The 20,509-nt window shown below is 39.1% G+C and carries 22 protein-coding genes; 14 read left to right on the top strand and 8 right to left on the bottom strand.

The window, feature by feature from the left end:
- The first annotated feature begins 3 nt into the window (after positions 1–3).
- From B4B65_RS14755 to B4B65_RS14725, 7 genes are all read left to right on the top strand, one after another.
- On the top strand, positions 4–318 hold the full coding sequence (locus tag B4B65_RS14755) for an RNA 2'-phosphotransferase (RefSeq protein WP_293916776.1): 315 nt from the start codon (positions 4–6) through the stop codon (positions 316–318).
- Complete coding sequence (locus B4B65_RS14750; protein WP_293916365.1) at positions 318–812, top strand: hypothetical protein; 495 nt, start codon at positions 318–320, stop codon at positions 810–812. The genes B4B65_RS14755 and B4B65_RS14750 overlap by 1 nt, the downstream gene beginning before the upstream one ends.
- A 461-nt stretch (positions 813–1,273) precedes the next feature.
- The gene (locus B4B65_RS14745; protein WP_293916363.1) at positions 1,274–1,723 is read left to right on the top strand and encodes a hypothetical protein; all 450 of its coding nucleotides are present in this window, start codon (positions 1,274–1,276) and stop codon (positions 1,721–1,723) included.
- The gene (locus tag B4B65_RS14740) at positions 1,720–2,130 is read left to right on the top strand and encodes a hypothetical protein (protein ID WP_293916361.1); all 411 of its coding nucleotides are present in this window, start codon (positions 1,720–1,722) and stop codon (positions 2,128–2,130) included. The genes B4B65_RS14745 and B4B65_RS14740 overlap by 4 nt, the downstream gene beginning before the upstream one ends.
- A gap of 338 nt (positions 2,131–2,468) precedes the next feature.
- On the top strand, positions 2,469–2,939 hold the full coding sequence (locus B4B65_RS14735) for a hypothetical protein (RefSeq protein ID WP_293916359.1): 471 nt from the start codon (positions 2,469–2,471) through the stop codon (positions 2,937–2,939).
- Positions 2,940–3,124: 185 nt separating this feature from the next.
- Positions 3,125–3,400: a hypothetical protein gene (locus tag B4B65_RS14730; protein WP_293916357.1), complete on the top strand. Its 276-nt coding sequence runs from the start codon at positions 3,125–3,127 to the stop codon at positions 3,398–3,400.
- A 151-nt stretch (positions 3,401–3,551) separates the two neighbouring features.
- Complete coding sequence (locus B4B65_RS14725) at positions 3,552–3,827, top strand: hypothetical protein (protein ID WP_293916355.1); 276 nt, start codon at positions 3,552–3,554, stop codon at positions 3,825–3,827.
- A gap of 2 nt (positions 3,828–3,829) precedes the next feature.
- On the opposite strand, the gene B4B65_RS14720 is transcribed toward B4B65_RS14725, so the two are convergent.
- The gene (locus B4B65_RS14720; RefSeq protein WP_293916353.1) at positions 3,830–5,437 is read right to left on the bottom strand and encodes a serine hydrolase; all 1,608 of its coding nucleotides are present in this window, start codon (positions 5,435–5,437) and stop codon (positions 3,830–3,832) included.
- 128 nt (positions 5,438–5,565) lie between these two features.
- Positions 5,566–6,258, bottom strand: coding sequence for an HAD family hydrolase (locus B4B65_RS14715; RefSeq protein WP_293916351.1), 693 nt, complete (start codon positions 6,256–6,258; stop codon positions 5,566–5,568).
- A 74-nt stretch (positions 6,259–6,332) separates the two neighbouring features.
- On the opposite strand from B4B65_RS14715, the gene B4B65_RS14710 reads away from it, so the two are divergent.
- From B4B65_RS14710 to B4B65_RS14700, 3 genes are all read left to right on the top strand, one after another.
- Positions 6,333–6,896: a Crp/Fnr family transcriptional regulator gene (locus tag B4B65_RS14710; protein WP_293916349.1), complete on the top strand. Its 564-nt coding sequence runs from the start codon at positions 6,333–6,335 to the stop codon at positions 6,894–6,896.
- A gap of 59 nt (positions 6,897–6,955) precedes the next feature.
- Positions 6,956–7,411: a DUF5004 domain-containing protein gene (locus B4B65_RS14705; RefSeq protein WP_293916347.1), complete on the top strand. Its 456-nt coding sequence runs from the start codon at positions 6,956–6,958 to the stop codon at positions 7,409–7,411.
- A 104-nt stretch (positions 7,412–7,515) separates the two neighbouring features.
- Complete coding sequence (locus tag B4B65_RS14700; RefSeq protein ID WP_293916345.1) at positions 7,516–8,061, top strand: GNAT family N-acetyltransferase; 546 nt, start codon at positions 7,516–7,518, stop codon at positions 8,059–8,061.
- Between the two features lie 7 nt (positions 8,062–8,068).
- Here the strand turns inward: B4B65_RS14700 and B4B65_RS14695 are convergent, their stop codons facing one another.
- A complete protein-coding gene (locus B4B65_RS14695) occupies positions 8,069–8,326 on the bottom strand; it encodes a hypothetical protein (protein ID WP_002994291.1) in 258 nt (85 codons plus the stop codon).
- A gap of 199 nt (positions 8,327–8,525) precedes the next feature.
- Here B4B65_RS14695 and B4B65_RS14690 point away from each other — a divergent pair, with 199 nt between their 5' ends.
- Positions 8,526–8,984: a hypothetical protein gene (locus tag B4B65_RS14690; protein WP_293916343.1), complete on the top strand. Its 459-nt coding sequence runs from the start codon at positions 8,526–8,528 to the stop codon at positions 8,982–8,984.
- A gap of 780 nt (positions 8,985–9,764) precedes the next feature.
- Here the strand turns inward: B4B65_RS14690 and B4B65_RS14685 are convergent.
- The 4 genes from B4B65_RS14685 to B4B65_RS14670 form a co-directional block, all read right to left on the bottom strand.
- The gene (locus tag B4B65_RS14685; RefSeq protein WP_293916341.1) at positions 9,765–10,259 is read right to left on the bottom strand and encodes a VOC family protein; all 495 of its coding nucleotides are present in this window, start codon (positions 10,257–10,259) and stop codon (positions 9,765–9,767) included.
- Positions 10,260–10,344: 85 nt separating this feature from the next.
- Positions 10,345–11,220, bottom strand: coding sequence for a helix-turn-helix domain-containing protein (locus B4B65_RS14680; RefSeq protein ID WP_293916339.1), 876 nt, complete (start codon positions 11,218–11,220; stop codon positions 10,345–10,347).
- Between the two features lie 17 nt (positions 11,221–11,237).
- On the bottom strand, positions 11,238–11,621 hold the full coding sequence (locus B4B65_RS14675) for a VOC family protein (protein WP_293916337.1): 384 nt from the start codon (positions 11,619–11,621) through the stop codon (positions 11,238–11,240).
- 123 nt (positions 11,622–11,744) lie between these two features.
- Positions 11,745–13,013, bottom strand: a complete 1,269-nt coding sequence (locus B4B65_RS14670) for an ATP-binding protein (RefSeq protein WP_293916335.1) — start codon at positions 13,011–13,013, stop codon at positions 11,745–11,747.
- Between the two features lie 211 nt (positions 13,014–13,224).
- Here B4B65_RS14670 and B4B65_RS14665 point away from each other — a divergent pair, with 211 nt between their 5' ends.
- Together B4B65_RS14665 and B4B65_RS14660 are read left to right on the top strand one after the other, a co-directional pair.
- Positions 13,225–13,827 (top strand): hypothetical protein, encoded by a 603-nt coding sequence (locus tag B4B65_RS14665; protein WP_293916333.1) that lies wholly within the window; start codon positions 13,225–13,227, stop codon positions 13,825–13,827.
- A 64-nt stretch (positions 13,828–13,891) separates the two neighbouring features.
- Entirely contained in the window at positions 13,892–14,869 is a 978-nt protein-coding gene (locus B4B65_RS14660; protein ID WP_293916331.1) for a Gfo/Idh/MocA family protein, read from the top strand.
- A 195-nt stretch (positions 14,870–15,064) separates the two neighbouring features.
- On the opposite strand, the gene B4B65_RS14655 is transcribed toward B4B65_RS14660, so the two are convergent.
- Positions 15,065–18,226, bottom strand: coding sequence for a sugar-binding domain-containing protein (locus B4B65_RS14655; RefSeq protein WP_293916329.1), 3,162 nt, complete (start codon positions 18,224–18,226; stop codon positions 15,065–15,067).
- A gap of 290 nt (positions 18,227–18,516) precedes the next feature.
- Between B4B65_RS14655 and B4B65_RS14650 the strand changes: the two genes are divergently transcribed.
- Entirely contained in the window at positions 18,517–20,481 is a 1,965-nt protein-coding gene (locus B4B65_RS14650) for a tetratricopeptide repeat-containing sensor histidine kinase (protein ID WP_293916327.1), read from the top strand.
- Positions 20,482–20,509: the final 28 nt, after the last annotated feature.

The following is a 20,509-nucleotide window of genomic DNA, read 5'->3' as shown; positions in this document are numbered from 1 at the left end:
TCAATAAAAGTTGTTAGATATGAAGGGAAAAATAATTTTTACAGTTTCACTTTACCACTTGAGTTTTTATATCACGGAACAGTTCAAAATAGTTTAACTGATATTCTTGAAAAAGGATTATTACCTATGGAAAGGCAATACGTTCACCTTTCAATTGATAGAAGTACAGCAGAAATGGTAGGTAGCAGAAGAAAAGGAGATTTAGTTATATTAACTATAAGAGCTAAGGAAGCATTTTTAAATAACATACAATTTTATAAAGAAGAAAATGGCATTTGGTTATCAGACCCAATACCTTCAAAATACATAGTTGAATAATGGAGTTAGTAGAAATAAAAGGTCTTTTTGAAATGGATTTTGGCTCGCCTTCGCCAACTATATTGTCAAACGATAATGAGTTGTTTATTGCCTTTTATGCGGATAAACAAAGTTCATATAATATCCCACAACAACGTAATACAATTTATGATACGGGCGTCTTTGCATTAAAGTTTAAAATTTTCTTGAAATATACATTTGGTTTGCCAGGCGATGAAACAATACAAGGGCATCCATATAGTAAACTTGGTATGAAATCCTACTCATTTTATGAGCTGAGAAATTCTGATCTTATTAAATCTCTCCAGGATATTGAAAAAATCCACCCTAATTATAATCCTGAAAAATGGAAAATGTATAAGCATTATATATTAACTTTTCACGACAACATGTTTGAATGTATTGCTCAGGATTTTGAGATTAGAGAAGAAAATACATCACTTTATAACCAAGCTACAGTAATGCTTAACGAGTTATCTGTAAAACATTTTTGATGATTACAGAGCAGCAATATTTTTAAGTTTAACAGATTTAATAAAACCATCCAATACGTGCAGTATATGGCTTTTTTCGGTGCTATGCATTTCGTCCAGTTCTGCTAGCCGTTACAACATTACAGGGTCTTTAAAAAGGTCGGCTTTATCCCCCCTATAGCGAAAGCATTAGCGTTGCTTATGCTGTAATTAGTCATAAGCGGACGATTAAGCCAGAGAGGGAACGATGGCGGAGGATTATGGGGATGGCTCAAAGGAGTTTTCAGTAGTAAATAGGATGTTGCCGCAAGATTTGTATTGGAAGAGGCTGTTGTAACCATAGTAGTGAAGTCAAAACCGGCTTATGAGACTTTTTTGGAGTCAGAGTAGATCATATACAACAACCGACTCTTAGTGCAAGTAAGCCAAATCCATACGGAACAAGTTATTCGCACCGGCAAATGATGTATAACTACAGTCAGATGCTTGCCAATACGAATTACAATGATTTATCTAATCCAACTACTTCTTTGGCAATTGGTCAGAATATTGCTAACTTCGGAGTTGCAGAAATAGCTACAATCAAAGTAATAGGCAAAGTAGGATCGTTGTACAATGCTTTTGCTAAGGGGGGACAGACAGTTATTGGGGAGGGAATGAAGCGTGTTATTAATGAAGCAGCGAAACGTGACGGCTCTGTTATTCTAAATAATATGCCAAATTTCACAGGTACAGCTGACCAAGTAACAAGCCAAATGATGACTTTCAATCGTCAATGGTTGCTGCAACAAATGAGGAGTGGAAGACCGATCATCGACATTGGATTGGACCCTAACAGAGGAGTTCCAAGTATATTCTACCAAATGGAACAAAATATGATAAAGAATTATTTAAAGCTTCATTCAAATGCATTTCAAGTAATTAAGCCATGATTGAAGGAAATCAATATGTAGCAGTTGTAAAGCAGTTTTATTCTTTTCTTGAAACTGATTTTGGTTTTAGTAAAATAAATGAAACTATAAATGGCAATGCTTTTTATGACGTGGAGTTTAGAGATAAAGAACGAATAATCTCTATTTCATACGAGAACATAGAAGACCATTTAGAAGTTATTGTTTTTATGTTGCAGAACGGCAAAATGCCAGACTATGACGATAAAACAAAAACGCTACATTTAAACCAACTTAACAGGTTGGTAATGGCAAAAACCAGCAATGTGGAAATCAGCTTGAACGCTGCATATTTTGCAAAGTATAATGCAAACAATGAAATAGAGAAGAAGTTATTAAAGGAAGCCAAGGAACTTCGATTGTGCTTGAAACACTTTAGCGAGTTATAATAACAACACAAGTCCCGGCAAGTCCCGACTTTTGTTATTTAGCGTATGCTTGTTTATTTTTAAAATCCCTGATGAGTGCATCGAGGATTAAAAATATTTTCCTTGTTCTTATCTGAGAGCTTGCTTACTTCTGGCAGCCTCCCGTTTGAAACGACCTTCTTGTTAAGTTTGGTAATGATTGCCTGTTAGGTAACAGGTAAGAGGAAGAGAACAAGATATTGTAGATGCTTATGGAGGGATAGGTAGCCCTTTGTTAGGAAATTCTATTAATCCGATCTGGAAATATAACCCAAATCGTAGTATATATTTAGGAACATCAAGTTTAATGTTTGGTTCATATGTCAAATAAAGAAAAAGAAGTGGAGTTGAAATTTTTAAGAGATAAGTGTATACTCTTTAATCAATTTATGATTAAAGAAGGAGGAATTCCGTCTCAGTTAGTTAGTTTTTTTGAAGATTCTAATAAATTAATAGAATCCGCATATTTAGAAGGAAAAATGAAGCCTTTAAAATCAATGAATGCTGATATTGATAATCAGATAATGAAGCATATGCCATTTCCAATGGCTAAAAAAATAAAAATTCTTTTTGATGAAAGATTGGGAATTAATTATGATTTAGTATCCTTAGATCAAAAGAAATCGATTTCTGCGGTTATAAAAAGACAGAAAATCTTAACTCGTTATGAATACGAATTATTACTAGAGAGGGTCGATGATATTTGCGGAGATGTAAATCAAGAAGAAGAATTAAGTAAATTAAATTTGCTATTGGCAGCATATGAAAAACAAAATACAACCTCGTCATAGATTCAGAGGTAAAATGTATATCCTTGTAGGATAGGTATTAGAGTCGCTGTCCTTGTGATCTAACTAGCCACAAGCGGACACTTATACCAGAGAGGGAATTTGATAAAAATTGGAATATCTGTAGCGAAACAAATAATAAGATTTCTAATACTTCAATTAAATCATAAAGACAGTTTCCAATGAAGATGATAGGAAAAATAACGTGGCTAAATAATAAAATTACTTTGAAGAGACGAGTTATCCTGTTCTGTTTTGGAGAAAAATGTATGTCGGGCAGAATAGAAAAGCTTAAAGAATCAAGTAACGATAATGAGTTTGAAATTTTGGTTGATTTTATTGAACCAGATTACTTTAAAGATGAACTTATAATTGGTGATTTTTTTACTATAAATGAGGCTTCAAAAATTCTGACTAAAGGTGAAGTAATAGGATTAGTAAGATCGGAGCTGAAAGAGAAATGACTGGTTTGCTGTTCTAAAAATAAGAATTCTTTCTTCTAATGCAAGCGCTAAGCTAGTATTGCTAGTTATTAACTACTCCAGGTCTTCTCGTCTGTTGGTATTTATATTTTAATAAAAGAGGAATTATTTCACCATTTTACAACTTAAGGAAATGACAGTACAAGAATTGCATATTAAGCTTAAAGAATTAGGAGTGCCAGAAGAAAGATATTATTTACATGGACTTTATGGGTCTGTCAATGACGAGGAGAAACTTTCTCTTACTATTAAAAGAGGAGTTTATGCAGTAGAGTATGAAACTTATTACAAAGAGAGAGGTGAAAAACATTCAGTGAGAACATTTACAAGCGAAGACGAGGCCTGTCAATATTTATTTAATCGGCTTAAAGAAAATAAAGAAATAGAAGATAAAACTTACTTATTGTAACCTTATTTTGCTGATTTAGTTATACTATAACGGGGTGAAACCTGATCTGTCATATCCAGTACAATATCATATACTCCTTCCTGAATTTTGATATTATATCCGTTATAGGTAAGTTCTCCCGTATTATTCAGTGCATAGCTGTTGGTCGGGTCATTATTAAGGCGGAATCTCAGATCGCCTGTATTCAGTTTGTAATTATTCAGGTAGTAGATATTGGGTTTGTTTGCATCTTTGTCCAAAGGAATATCCTGGCCTTCCGATCCGTTTGGAGTAGCAGAGCCTGCTATTCCCCAGACAAAAGTGTTGCTTACTTTTTTACCACCTATCGTATTCCCGTTCGGAAAGTTGATGATCAGGGAATCAATGTCCCCTGTAGAAGTGGGTTTGAACGTAAATGTAAAATTGTCATTCAACTGGAATTTATTTGCCGATATCGGGAAAAGTTGATTGCGCGGATAATTCCGTTCATTGAATATAACCAGTCCGTCGATAATCTTAACACAGAAATCATGATCTTTTGATGAATAGAGACCTTCCAGTTTTTGCAAAGAGTCATTCGATACAGGTGTATTCTGTGGAATCTGGTAAGGTTTGTCATATAGAATAGATGTGATTTTACTCGTTATGAAATCCACAGGATTCATTTCCGCATTACAGAGGAGGATAACTGTAATATCATCTTCTGGAAGATTAAAATATCTGCATCTGTAACCCGGACCACCACCGCTGTGACCTATTCTTTTTTTACCGTACAGGGAGTCAATTTCATAACCGAGGCCATAACGTTTGTCCTGATAAGGTATCTGTGCCTTTTCCAGAGTAGATTGCTTGAGAATTTTATTGTTTTTCATGCCCCGGTTGAACTTCCACAGGTCTTCTACAGTAGAGTACATGGCACCGGCACCGAAAGGATGTGCCGTTTTAAAGCGTAAGGCTTCATTGGAATGTTTATCCGATAAGAATTCATATCCCATTGTTTTGTTCTCGTTGTGCAGCGTTTTTAAGTCAAATCCGCTATTAGTCATCTGCAGCGGTTTGAAAATACAGGTGCTTATCGCTTTGTCATAATCCATTCCACTGACTTTCCTGATGATATAGCCCAGCAGATAATAGTTGGAGTTGGAATAATTCCAACCGGTATTGGGTGGGAAATCAAGTTTTTTACCGGAAATAAAAGGTAAAAATGTCTCTTCATTGATCGTATAGTCAGCATCATCAGCGCCCGGTATTCCGGAAGTATGATTCAGCAGATTTTCAATATTTATCTGATCTCCTTCCGGCAATCCAGGGAAATATTTGGAGAGCTTGTCCGATAAAGAAAGTTTACCTTGTTCTGCTAATTTGAGAATAACAGTTGATGTGAATATTTTAGTTGTAGAATAAATCGTATAGATACTGTTATTGCTGTTCTTTTCCCTTTTCGGACCGTTTTTATAGCCATAACTTTTTTCGAAAATTATATTTCCCTTTTCTGCTATCAAAACGGTTCCGTTAAATTGGGAGGCTTTTTCATAGTGGGTGAGAAGCTCATCTATACGCTTGCTTTTTTGACCATACAATTGTACCTGAATACCAAGTATTAATATAAATGGGATCAGAATGTTTTTCATAGTAGAATTATAAAAGCCTGCAACTTTAATTTTTGCTTATACTAATATATGAAAAATACTTCATCTGGATATGGGCTGATCATAACCAAGACCGGATCATTTCCAATCCCTTTCTTTTCCCGATTTTCCTAAGAAACATGTGGAAGTATATCTTCCAGACAGCTTAATTCAACAAACTGAGGATGCTCGAGGTGATGTTCATGCTGTTCATGCGTCCAGGTGACATGATAGGGAATGTGTGCTGCATGCCCTCCGATCTCCAGTACCGGAAGGATATCCGATTTGATCGAATTGCCCAGCATCAGAAACTGTTGAGGCTGACAATCCAGATGTTTCAGGAGTTTCTGATAATCAGGGATCTGTTTGTCGCTCATGATCTCAATATGATGGAAATAATTTTCCAGTCCTGATTTTTTTAATTTACGTTCCTGATCCAGTAAATCTCCTTTGGTCGCCATGACCAGTTTGTACCTGCCCTGCAGTTGCTGAAGAGTTTCTTCTACTCCGGGTAACAGCTCAATGGGTCTTTGTAAAAGATCCTGGCCTAATGCGATTGCTTTCTCTATAAGGCTAAAAGATACCGTTCCCTGCGATACACGTGTGATGGTCTCAATCATACATAGCATAAATCCCTTGACGCCATACCCATAGAGGTGCAGGTTTTTCATTTCTGTACGAAAGAGTTCCTGTGAGATGCTATGGTGGGGCAGATAGTCTTGCAGAAGATTACAAAATTCTCTTTCCGTTTCCTGAAAATAGGGTTCATTGACCCAAAGGGTGTCATCTGCATCAAAAGCGATAATCTGTATTTGATTTTTCATGTTTAATCTTTACTTTTCACTTGCGAAGTTGCACATATAAATAATTTCAAAAAAGGACATTTGTCCCAAGCCCTATGTTACGAACTAATCTGGATCTTTTATCCTACGTCAGCAGTCTTTACAATCGTCAGGATCGTAAGGAAGATATTATCCTTCGGAAATTTGAAAAGGGAGAATTGCTGTTGCAGCAGGGGGATCCGTTGTCCAGACTGTTTATTGTGAATGAGGGTATTACAAAGTGTTATTTCCGGGAGGAGAATGGCAAGGAGTTCGTAGTTGAATTTTTAGGAAAAGGAGAAATACTGGGTGAGGTAGAGGTTATCAGCCGTATCAATTGTTTGTGCAGTATAGAGGTACTCGCTGAAACAGAAGCTTTTTCTATTGCCGTACCTTACTTCAGAATGCTGCTGGAAAAAGATATCGTATTTAACCGGTTACTTATGGAATCCTTTTCCAGCCGTATCGTGAATACCAGCAGCAGGGCTTCTTTCCAGCAATTATATACGGTTGAATACAATCTTTCCAAATTGTTGCAGCTGCAGGCAGATCAGCAGCTGGATATCTCCAAAGAAGATATGGCCGCTTATCTGGGTATTACCATACGAAGTCTGAACAGGACGTTGAAGAGTCTGAAATAAGTATCTGAGAGATAATAAAAAATAGTATCTTTAGCACACTAACCAGTAACATCAACCTTATGAAAACAATCTTTATTAGTCCGCTGATTGCACTTTGCATATTGGCCTCTTGTAAGCATACACCGGAAGAAAAAATAAATACCATTTCTGGAAGCTGGAAATTAATCGAAAGTAAGACGATAAAAGAAAAAGACACTACTGTCGCCTTTACGGATACCAGTAAAACGGAGATGATTAAGATGTTTAATGATACAGATTTTGCTTTTTTCAATCATGACAAGAGTAAAGGCAAAGACAGTACAGCTTTCTTTGTAAGCGGATCAGGTAAATATATTCTGAAAGGAGACCAGTATCGGGAGAACCTGCAGTATTGCAGTCTGCGGGATTGGGAAGGTAAAAGTTTTGATTTTACGCTGACGATGAAAGGAGATACATTGATCCAGAAGGGAATTGAACATATTCCGGAATTAAATGTAGATCACGAGATTATTGAAAGTTATATCCGGATAAAATAACAGAGACCGAAATATCCGGTCTTATTTTTTGAAAGAAAGTAATTGGATCGGTTTAAAATCTCTTATTTTTGATACTGATTGATGATACTTTTTCGCTTATAACTATGAACTTTTCTCTTCAACCCCTTCTAGAAAATGACTTTGTGGCCTTAGTCCCTTTATCCGAAACTGATTTTGAACCGCTATATGCAGCTGCTTCAGATGAAAAAATATGGGAACAGCATCCTAATAAGGATCGATGGAAGAGAGAGGTTTTTCAGTTGTTCTTTGAAGGTGCTGTAAACAGTAAGGGGGCTTTCAAAATTGTAGATAAGCAGACGGGAGAGATCATCGGCAGTACACGCTTCTATGATTATGACGAGGAAGCCAGCAGCATTCTGATCGGCTATACTTTTTACGCGACGAAATATTGGGGTAAAGGAATTAATCCTGCGGTCAAAAAGATGATGCTGGATTATATTTTCCAATATGTCGATACGGTATATCTGCATGTCGGAGCAGATAATATCCGTTCTCAAACTGCCGTTGAGCGAATCGGGGGAGTAAGTCTGGGTAAGCGGGAGGTTGCTTATTATGGCGAACCATCCCGTACAAACGTCGTTTATCAGATTACTAAAGAGTCCTGGCTATCCGCCTCGGGTAATTCCTGAAGTACGATTAATAGACGACTGTTTCTTTGACCTCACAGTTTTGAGAAATCCATGCTGCATCAAAGTCGCTTATTTCTTTGCGTTTGCCTTTGTAGATATAATAGCTTTTTTCTTTTTCTCCTTTTACAGCCGGGCCGGGCATTTTGTTGGTGATCTTTTCTTCGGGACAGTCTCTGATGAGTTCTTTTGGTTTTGATGTATTTTGCTTAACGGCATTGCAACTGCTTAACAGGCAGATAAAGGATAGGTAAAGTATAGGTTTCATATCGTATTTGATTTGCTAACAGAACGAATAGAAAAGGGAATACGATACACAGGCCGAATAAAAAATATAGAAAGGGGAGATAATCTCAGACCGCTAATGAAAGTTTTTTGAAACAACATGTGTTGTCTGTTGTTACTTTCTTAGCTGAGAGCTTACTTTAAAAGAGTGCAAAGGTGGTTATCAAATGAAAAACAAAAGTATGAACAGATCTATTTTAAAAGGAATTTTAATCCTGACATCCGGAATATTACTTGTATCCTGTCAATCTTCAGGACGTTCTGACTCTACTCAGGATAGTAGTATTAACACAGATAGTAATCCTGTACCTGTAACGTACAGCTATCAGAATAACGGAGATACTATAGTGCTTCAACTGACAAATCTGGAAGGTAAGGTGACAGGTGAACTGGCTTACCAGATTAAGGAAAAAGACCGCAATACCGGAAGCATTGAGGGCGTATTGACGGACAGCTTGTTGCTGGCGGATTATGTATTTCAGTCTGAGGGTACAACTTCTGTGCGCCAGGTCGCTTTTAAATTTAAAGGAGATACGGTAATCGAAGGGTATGGGGATATTGAAGAGCGGGATGGTAAAATGGTTTTTAAAGAGCCGGAAAAACTTCAGTTTCTCTCTGAAATGCCTTTGGTAAAAAAATAATAGGAGGATAAAAGATATAATTGTTTCAGCCACCGTAATACTTATTTAACTGTTGTTGCTTCTCTGGTGCAAAGGATGTTGCTTGTGTCTTTTTCGTTTCATGTTCTAACCTCTCTGCCCTTTGGGCATCTCTCCTTGGAAAGGAGAGAATTATCTGGTTTAACCGTTGTTGGTTCTCTGGCGCAAGGATATTGCTTGTTCCTTTTTCGTTTCATGCTCTAACCTCTCTGCCCTTTGGGCATCTCTCCTTGGAAAGGAGAGAAAAGTTGTAACAGTCTTAAAATCAGTGTCATTTGGCGTCCTCGCCAAATGATAAAACCAGAGTTATCATACTGCAGGTGAGGACACCGCAGACGCGATCAAGAATACTTATCATCGGAAAAGCTATTCCCTCTCCTTTTAAGGAGAACCTGTTCCCACTCGTCGGAAGGGTTAGGGAGAGGTTCTGTACTTGTATTATTAACCTCTCTGCCTAGTGGGCATCTCTCTTTGGAAAGGAGAGAATTAATCGGGATTAACCGTTGTTGCTTCTCTGGTACAAAGGATGTTGCTTGTGCCTTTTTCGTTTCATGTCCTAACCTCTCTGCCCTGTGGGCATCTCTCCTTGGAAAGGAGAGAATTATCTGGTTTATCCGTTGTTGGTTCTCTGGCGCAAGCATATTGCTTGTGTCTTTTTCGTTTGATGTTCTAACCTCTCTGCCCTGTGGGCATCTCTCCTTGGAAAGGAGAGAATTATCCTTGGTTTAACCGTTGTTGCTTGTGCCTTTAACAGCCAAATAGCTATGGTGTGTATATTCCGTTAAATAAAACAACCCGCCAGCCATCAGGATCTTCATAGGTTTTACTTTTGTCTATCCAATACGGATTTTCAGGTGCAACAGCCTTGATATTCATGTTCTGTAATCTTTTATTAGCAGCTTCATATTGTTCCGGACGATCATAATACAGCACCAATAGATTTTCCTTGGTAGGAGCGGGCAATGAAACAGGATCTGCATATTGTGTGAATTCGAGATGATGCCTGCTGTCCGGTAGGCCCAGCATTACACCATCATATCCTTCGTGTCCGTTAAATGACCCTAACTGCGGCAAACCTAAACCTTCCGTGTAGAATCTGACAACTTCTTTTAAATTGTTGGTCGGTCTTGCGATCCGGAATTGTACTGCTTCCATTTCTGATTTTGCAGATGGCGAGGATTGGGCATAGACAGAAGTGTTTATCATAGTACTAAGAAGAGGTGTAAGAATGAGATAAATGAATGTTGCTTTTTTCATAAATGTATTGTATTTGATAACAATACAAAAGTCGTCCGTTGAGGTCTGTCGTACAATATCGATACTACGGTTTGACGTATCAGTTTTACGGTTTTTGGCGAAATTCTGTTGGGGAAATACCTTTTGCCGTTTTGAAATATCTGGAAAAATGAGACGCAGTATCAAAATGCAGCTCCTCTGCAATTTCTTTGATACTCAGAGCGCCATAATTGAGCAGAAGTTCAGACTCCAGGATAATCCTCTGTTGAATAATGTGTATAGCCGGTACACCGAGTTGTGCTTTGACACATTCACTCAGGTACTTGGGAGAAATATGTAATGTTTCAGCATAATCTTTCACGGTTTTCCATTCTTTGAAATGCTGCTCGACCAGTCTTCTGAATGCGTACAGAATCTGAAAAGGCCTGTTGACTCCGGTACCTGAATTTAATAAACAGATCTCGCAGATACGGTTGTAATCATAGAGTAGCTGTAGTGCATATAGCCGGACAATATCTGGGAAGAAAGGGGACTGTAAGCTGATCTCATGCTGTATTCGGCTCATCTTATACATGCTGTCATTGAAATCTGCTTCGGGCAGATCAAAAACGGGAGGGTAGTCCGGGTTGATATATAAAAGCTCATCCATGACTTCGCTTCTGACAAACCCTTTTTTAATAAAATTGCTTTCAAATATAAAAACACAGGCCTGAAAATCAGGGCTGTAATCTTGCAGGCTGTAAAGGGTTTCCGGCGGAATTATAGAGATAGATAATGGCCTGATTTTAAACTGATGCTGGGCTACGGTTGCGTTAGCTTGTCCTTCTATACCAAGGATAATCATATGAAAATTATTGCGGCTGGTAACAAGTTTTTCAGATAAAGAACAGAGCTGCACAAAAGCAAATTCTGAAGGCTTTAGCAATACGGCATCTTTGATACGGCTGTATTTTTCTGAGAAATAGCTAATGGTGAGTAGCATAGGGCATGAATATTATATTATCCCTCCTGGGTAAGAGCCTGATGTAGTCCTATTCTGTTGCCTTCGGTATCTTTAAATTCGGCGACAAAACCCCACTGACCATTAGAGGTCACCGGATAAAGTATTTCTGCACCATTTTGAACAGCAGTATTTAGTGTTTGTGTGATATCCTGTGTATAAAAATAGATCAGAATCCCTGTCAGAGCGGGTTGATAGATCTCACCTTTGGCCAAAGCTCCGGATATTCCCTTTTCTTCCTCTTTAAAAGGAAAGATAGCCATTTCATTGTGATCAATATTATCCATTTCAAACTCAAAACCGAATACCGCTTCGTAGAAAGTACGTGCACGGTGCAGGTCAGTAGCGGGAATTTCAAAATAAACAACCGGATTGGAAGACATAGTATACTGCAATTAAAATGTGTTAATAAACTTGTATTAAAAAGGATTTAAATATAAAGATCCTTATCCGTAATTTTTGTCTGAGAAAAGTCTTTATTACCCGATTTTTTATTGTTCTGTCTCCTAATTCAGTTTTAATACCTTGCTCAACAGGCTGCGTTCCTCTTCTGTAAGAGGAGCTAATTGTTCCATAAGGGGCAATATATTTTCACGTTGCGGGGTGGACAGGAGTAAGTGTAGTAACCCAATTAATGTTTTTTCAGTTTCTGTCTTTATACCCATGAATATTTTGGGTTGTATACAGTAGAGTTCTTTGATCACATGGAGCAAGTCTTGTTTTTTATCCTGTTCTGCACTGGAAAATACCGGAAGCACAGCCTTTTGTTCTATATCTGCCAGATAGGTCTCGGCTGCCTTTTCTTTGATATATTTCTTTTGTTTTCGATAGAGAAATTCCTTCAGGTCACTGTTTAGTTTCCGATATACAATATGATGATTGAGCTGACTGAAAAGATTATCCTGTTCGCTGTCGGCTAAGGATTCCCGTTCAAAGGAATCAAAAAACGGAGATTCAATATATACACTATGATGAAAATCTATCGCATTATTATTGTAGCTGGTCAGTTCTTTTGCAATCTCTACTTTGTCCTTATTCAGAAAATAATAATAGTAACGGTCACCTATGCTGTCTCCCCAACGGATGTAGTTGATACGGAATGGATATACCTGTTCCTGATGATCGGCTATAGTCCATACAACGGCATCTTTTTCTAAGATGAGCTGCTCATAGGCCAGCGGTTCATCTGAGATCGAAAGATTGAATCCCAGATCTTTATTCAACAATAAAAACCAGCCAAATTCCTGAGCCAGAAACGTATTAAACTCAGCGCTGCTCAGTTGTGCTGCGGTGATGCCGAATACACCTTCCAGAATAACTTTTGTGCCGGTATGGGTGGCTTTAGAAATGACTTTATTAATATCTTCATATTCATCTTTCTGATTACGCTCTATAACAATACTGTATTCCAGAAGACTTCCTTCATGAAGATAAACGGTGTGCCAGGTTGCGCGGGTCGCAAACAACGAAAAAGAAAAACGACCTTTTCCTTTTTTACCCCTGGTGTAAGAGGATCGTTGAATATTTTTCTTTTTAAGGGAATCCAGGAAATTTCCGAAAGAAATATTCAGGGTTTCCAAAGGAATCCCTTCGCCGTTGTCTTCAATAACTATACGCTGAATATGTCCCAGTTCATTGGCTTCGGCATACAGGTTGACATGTGTCGCTTTGGCATCAAATCCATTCCAGATATACTCGGCAATAGCCTGACGATAATCTTTTGGAAGTCCTGCTGAATCAATACTGGCATTTGTGACGTTGGCTTTGTTCTTCATTTCGGGGAAATTATATCAATATACGAATGTAAGAAAACTTTAAATGTTTATCATCTTTTGCTTTTTAAGGAGGTGATCGTAAAAATATGGACTATCATAAGGGAAGATTGTACAATAAGCCGTATTTTCATGCCGGACAGTATATTGAGCTTATTTCATAGCTGCAAACTTACGCTTCGTCAAATTGTTATTGCATTAAATACTTGCGTATATGAACCTTTTATATTCCCGGATAAGTATCACTGCACTAGTCGTAGCATCGATGTGTGCAGCGTTTGTGGCCTGTAATTCGAATAAATTTTATCAAAAGAAAGACTATTCTTTTTACCAGCCGGACTTTCAGTTGAGCGACACCTCTATGTTGCGTACTGACGGAGTGTATGTCCTGCAGGAAATATGGACCAGTCAGCGTGACAGCAAAAGATCTGTGGCAGCTAAGGAAAGAGAAATTTATAAATTTTATCCCACAGGTCAGGTGAATATGGTGCTGGATCTGGATGATACCCTACTCCGTAAAGGTACGTACGCAGCTGCTTTTAATAACAGCATTGCAGATCAGATGGTAAAAAAGAGCCGTACACTTTTTCAGAGTTATTACAGAACCGAAGGAGAGAGGTTAGTCGTACAACGTATGAATACACCTTTGGCACAATTTAATTATACCTATTTTACGGTTAAAAAAGATACATTGATACAGGTATCTTCTACCATAGACGGAGGAGGGCAGATCAGGGATAAGTATTATACGGATTATTATAAGGCATACTATATATTTGTGCCGGTGAAAGATACTTTTACGCCTCCCAATTGGTAATCAGTTCGGAGGGTAGAGGGATTTAAATATTATCTGCGGAAATTCATTCAAAAAAATAAAGTAAATGGCAATACAGATCAACTGGGGTATGATCGGAGCGGGGGATGTCACGGAGGTCAAAAGCGGACCTGCATTTAAGAAGGTTGCAAATTCGGATCTGATCGCTGTGATGCGAAGAAACGAAGAGAAAGTTAAGGATTATGCCGAAAGACATGGTGTATCCAGATGGTACACGGATGGCACGGCACTGATAGGAGATCAGGATGTGAATGCTGTATATATTGCTACTCCTCCGGATTCACATGTGGCATATGCCATAGCAGCTATGGAAGCCGGAAAAGATGTATATGTTGAAAAACCTATGGCATTAAACAGTACGGAAGCGGAAAAGCTGGTGCAGGCTCAACAGTTATACGGCCGCAAACTGGTCATTGCTCATTATCGCCGTGCTCAGCCTTATTTCAGAAAAATAAAAGAATTATTAAAGGAAGGAGCTATTGGCACCGTCAGACTGGCTTCGGTAAATTATTATCAGAAAATCCTTACAGCAGAGCAGTTAGAACAGCCTAAGATACAGTGGCGGGTAGATCCGGAACAATCCGGAGGAGGTTTGTTTCATGATATTGCACCTCATCAGATCGATCTGATGTATTATTTTTTCGGTAAGGTAGTGACAAGCACCGGTATCTCTCACAACCAGGCCAAAGTATATCCGGCACATGATATGGTATCGGGACAGATCTTATTTGAAAGTGATATCATGTTTCAGGGGACATGGGCTTTTAATGCATACGAGGACCGGGACGAATGCGAAATCATAGGTTCAGAAGGACGTATCTCTTTTTCATTTTTTGATCAGCGTATTATACGGTTATCCAACAAGGATGGGGAGCAAGAGTTTGAATTTGCGCTTTTACCTCATGTACAGCAACCTATGATTGAAGAAGTTGTCAACTATTTCGGTGGTGTGGGTACAAATCCCTGCAGTGCAGCGGAAGGCTTGGCTGTCATGCAGGTAATGGATAGTTTTACCGGACATTGAATTCGTACATCTTCGGAATATACAGTCAGTTTTCCGAATACGTATACTGACTCCTCAAATAAACATCCATGAACGAAAGTTGGAATTTAGTTCAGCCTTTCAAAATAAAATACGCTTAAAGATTTACACAAGACCCTTATCCACGATTGGAGGATAAGGGTCTTTAGTTACAGAACTTCTGGATAATGTCATTTCTCAGGAGGCATTGGCATCTGGATTCATTTCTATGCCTTTCAGCTCAAAAGGTTTCGACTCTTTTGTTGGTCTGAATTCTATAATCAGTTTTTTGTCTTCAAAATCTTCCCTGAAATATGTGGTCTTGATCCATCCTGCTCCATCTTCTGTAAGCGTTGCTTTCCGCCCGTTTATCCATAATTCATGTGTGAAGGGGTATGTTGTGTCGGCGCCTTTTATACGGATAGTACCCAATGCAAGCGTGGTGCTGATAATCTCGTATTTCTGAGCTGAAATTTTTCTGAATCTGGTTTCGGAAGGCATTTTTACGATCATTTCAGAAGAAGCATCCGTTTTACCAGGTTTCTCTTCCTGTTTGTCTTCTACCGGAGTGTATTTGTGGATTAACCAGCTCTTGCTTAATGTTTGTTGCGGGTCGAATTTATCTGAATTCATATAGTGGAGCAGACTCGATCTTAGCTGACGTGCAGCAGGGCGTATGTCCAGCTCGTTTGCAAGATCATACCCGCAAATCAGTATCCTGCCATTTCCATACCTGATTTCATAGATAGCCGCCAGTTTTTTATTGTTATGGAAGTCATCTATCGGTTGTACAATAGGAGAAATGGATAAGGCTTCTCCATCCAGAACAGTTCCTCGGGAATGGTTACACAGGTCCTGCCATTGCCAGTCCAGCGCTTCACCGGAAGGGAAAAGTGCCATTGCCGGATGAGTATTGGCTACAGATGCACCTAATGTTTGCGTGCCGGCTCCCGGGAAAAATATAGTGGACCAGAATACGGGTACAAATGCCGAAAAATTCTTTTGAGAAGCAAAACCGGCCTTATGCGCCAGGAAGAGTACATTATTTCCTTTCTCTGCCAACGTAAGTGTTTCTTCTATAGAAGTACTTATGATTGTAGAACCTACAGTGTTAATTTCCTTTTCAGGATATACCCAAAAGTCCCAACTGTTTTGTATGATGCTGTCTTTGCTGTAAAGACGCAACGTATATACCTCTGCCGTATTTATTTTTGGAAAATCTATTACGGCTTTTCCAACGGAAGTTACCGTACCGTTAGATACAGATTGTTTTCTGATCTTACCTGAACGAATGGCAGGCTGTCCGGTTTTTCCCAGTTGCCAATGCCATTCTGTATGTAAAGAGGAACCTTTGTAATTGGCAATTTTGAATTCTACCGGAAGTTGTTCGGTATTTATGAAGACCCTTTTAGGAAAAGCTGCGAGAGCTACTACACTATTGCAGAAGCGGCTAAAGAGGGCTGGAGTCGTGATTCCTTTGCTGTCATAGAAGGCATCCAGCCAGCCGACTAAGGCTTCTCCCTGTCCGGTATAATCATTCATCTGAAGCAAGTTGAATCCGGCACTGTATCGGGATGAAAACTGTCTTTCTATTTCTTCCTTATATAATACTTGCTGTAGGTGGCCTGAAGCTTTTCTGAAGGTTTCGTCCTGATGATTGATCTGATTTTCTTTTGCCAGGGCCAGACTACGTTCCAGATTTATAAATCTGAATACGGTGCTGTCATATTTTTTTATTTCGGACCAGACGGGGTAAACCGGAAACTGGCCGAGTTCATGTGCAATGACCGGAACCTTACTGTAATAATACGCTGAATCGTAGTTGGTGAGGGTGGAAGGATTTCCGGCCTTATTGACTACTGCACCTTTGCCGGGTACAAGATGAGAATCCTGAAAATCGTCATGAGGCAAAATCATTCTGGCCGTTGTTCCGGCATACAGACGACGGGGATCATCCGTTTTAAATTCTTCAACCCATCTGTCAATTTTTTCTTTGTTCAGATTGTCCATTTCATTACCGAATGCAAAGAAGCAGAAGGATGGATGATTGCCGTACTGATCCAGCAATCTGCGGGTTTCTCTGTACACAAAATCATCTATACTGCGGTCATTATTTCCTAATCCCTGAGGTATCCCCATCGTGGCACTGATAGGACGAATATCGGGTTTTGCATTGATGGAAGTCATCCACACGAGTTCCACCATAATATAAATCCCCAGTTCATCTGCCGCCTGAAAAGCTGCTTCAGGAGGACAGCTGGAATGAAATCTTACCTGGTTGAGATTATATTGTTTGTATATACTGAATATTTTACGCCAGGTTTCTACATCTGTTGGAGGGTAACCTGTAGGCGGATAGCCTAATGCTTCCTGATTTCCTCTGATGAATGTAGGTATATTATTGATCAGTATCTTATGACTTGTGGTATTGATATCACGAAAGGAGAAGGTAACAGGGACGATCTGCTCCCGCTGTCCCTGTACAGATATATATCCCTGTGCGGTATACAGCGGTTGTTGAAATTCACTCCATAAGGCGATGTTGTCTACCGGAATAGTGATTTTTATGCGGGCAAGACTGTCTGTTCCGATTTGCTGTTTATGTTTGACTTGTCCGATCCGTAAGTGTTGTTTGTCCTGTAAGGAGAGATAAAGCTCGGCAGCAGCCTCTTTTCCGGTGGGGTTATACAGATCAATTTCAGCAGTAACTGTTTTCTTCTTATAATCCGGAAACAGTCGTATTCTTTTTGCCGTGATTATGTTTTTGCGCACCAATGCTATTTGTCCCACGATACCATTCCATATACTTTCCGTCTGTTCTGTATAATTATGGCCTTTGTCACCTATTGGGTGTATCATGCGATTATCCACCCGTACGGTAAGTATATGCTCTCCCGGAGATAATTGCCCGAGAGTATGCATATGCGATGTGACAAGACCATCCTGCGGAGCTCCGGCCTCTTTGCCGTCTATCCATACCCGGCTTTGCCATTTGACACGTTCTAACAGCAATTCTACCTGATAGGCGTTCCAGTACTGCGGTATTACAATCTTTTTCTGATACCAGGTGACACCAATATACTTATGTTTTCGTTGCAGGTAATTGATCCACGGAGACTGATCCGGAATCCCGAATCCGGCAATATCTGTTGTCCCGGGAAGTGTAATCTGATCGCGTAAGGTCCCTGTAAACCATTTTTTATGAATGCCCTCATCATTTATGTCGAGTGCGATACCCCATTGACCGGCTAGCGAGATAGTCTGCTGATCCGAACCGGAAACAGCATTTTCCTGAGCCTGTAAGGGAGTTGTTATAAAAAGAATAAAAAGTAGAATGAAGAGGTTGATTTTGGTTGTCATTTTCAAATATATATAATCAACCTGTACTTATCCTGTAAGCATTTACCCCTGTTGTTCACTTAAACGTTTTCGTAACGGTAATATTTTTATGACAGTATATGTTGGAGTTGATTTACCTTTAAATGAAGCCTTTCGAATCTCGAACAGAGGTATAGCAGTCTGCTTTTCTAACATTGTTGTATACCTTTTGTTGAAATTTCTTTTTTACCAATCGTATTTATACATTTGTACTGGATTGTTACCTATTACCTATAAAAACTGACGTCTGTTATGCGTCCAATTCTTTCTTCATGAAACTTTTGTTTTATTTTTTGTCCTGGTTTGTTCTGTTTTTGACTCCATGTTCTTTACTTGCACAGCAAACAGCAGCTGACAGCATTCTGGCTAAGATTGATAAAGAACCATCAGATTCTTTAAAGGCAGTTTATTATTACAAGCTGGCTTCTACAACATATCTTCAAGATGCCAAACGTGCTCAGGAATGGGTAAATAATGGTATGCAGCTTACAAAAGAGCGGAAATTAAAAGATCTGGATTTGGACTTTCTGAACCTTAGTGGTGTTATATATCTGAAACTGAATGAGTATGATAAGAGTATTGAAACTCACTTTAAGGTTTTAAAACTCCGGGAAGCAAAAGGAGATAAGAAGGGAATGGTGCGTGCTTTTATGAATATCGGAAACGTATTTAATAAAAGCCGGGATACCAAGCAGGCTTTACGTTATTATCAGGAGAGCCTGAAACTGGCCGAACAGATTAATGATAATCAGTCTATCGGGAATCTGTATAATAATATTTCGAATATCTACAGCCAGGATGCTTTGGATAACGGGGAACCTGAGACGATTAAGCAGGCGGTGCAGTATCTCCTGAAAACAATACAATTTGCAAAGAAGAATGTGCCTGATCAGGATCTTTCAAATACATATATCTTATTGAGTTACGTCTATCTGAAGGATGATAAGCTGGATCTCAGTAAAAAATACACAGATCTGGCGGTAGCACTTACCGATAAGACAAAAGATAAGATGGCCGGTTCGTATGCACGTATTAACCGTGCTAATATTCTGGTGAAGCAAGGTTTGTTTGATGAGGCTACACAGGAGGTTGCCCGTATTAAAAAGCTGATCCGGGAGAGTGGACTGGATTATCTGAATGATGAATTCAGTACTGATTTTGAGAAAATTGCGAAAGCTGTAAAAGAGAAAGACACTTCAGTCCTGCTAACGGATAAAGATAGTCTGCTGCGCGTGAGTGAAGAAGAGGCTGGTCTGCAGCGCCTCAAAGTGAGGGAAGAACTTCGTGAAAAATATGAAAGCGAGAAAAAGGATCTGGAGAATAAAAATCTGCTACTGGAGAATCGAAGTATAGAGCAGGAAGCCAACCGGATCAAGATACTGTGGGTAGCTACAGGAGCTATCGTACTGATACTGGCGATGCTGTTTGTGTTGATAAGACGGAAAAATCATTTGTTAAATGAAGAGAGAGAAAGATTGCTTAAGGCAAATGAAGAGATACAGCAGCAGACAGAGATGATTAAGGAGCAACATCGATCATTGGTAGCAGCTGAACGGTTCCGGTCACGTATATTTTCGGTGGTTTCACATGATTTGCGTGCGCCTATCAGTACTTTTCAATCCTTGTTATCTTTTTCTAAGATAGCGGAGATTCCACCAGAAGATATCCGAAGTTCATTGCTTAAAATCGGGCATGAAGTAAATATTGCATCTACGATGCTGGATGAATTGTTAGTCTGGTCTGCAGGGCAAATGTCCAGTGAAGAGCTTCGGCTGGTCCCTCTTGAAGTCCGGGAAATCGTGCAATCCGGTCAATTGGTTTTTCAGGAAAGGATCACCATGAAGAGCTTATCCGTACTCAATCATATACCGGACACATTGATTGTACAGGGAGATAAAAAACGTTTTGAATTTATTATCCGTAATCTGATCAGCAATGCCATTAAATTTAGTTTTACAGGTCGTCCGATCACTATCGGAGCCGAACGCTCAGATACAGAACTACAGATTTATGTGAAAGATGAAGGAGTCGGAATGAACGAAGAACAACTGCTTAGTCTGAAGAGTATCTCCACGAAAAAAAGCCATCCCGGCACCTGGGAAGAAAAAGGTACGGGTCTGGGACTTTTGTTATGTGATGACTTTGCGGCCAGGATGGGCTGGTCTATTTCTGTCCGCAGTCAGGAAGGCTTTGGAAGTATATTTTATATTCACATCCCTCTTACAGATCTCAGATAAGCGGAAGATTTACAGATACACAGGGATT

The sequence above is a fragment of the Sphingobacterium sp. UBA5789 genome (genome assembly GCF_002418355.1).
Lineage (GTDB): Bacteria > Bacteroidota > Bacteroidia > Sphingobacteriales > Sphingobacteriaceae > Sphingobacterium.
This window is presented reverse-complemented; position numbering and strand designations above follow the sequence as displayed.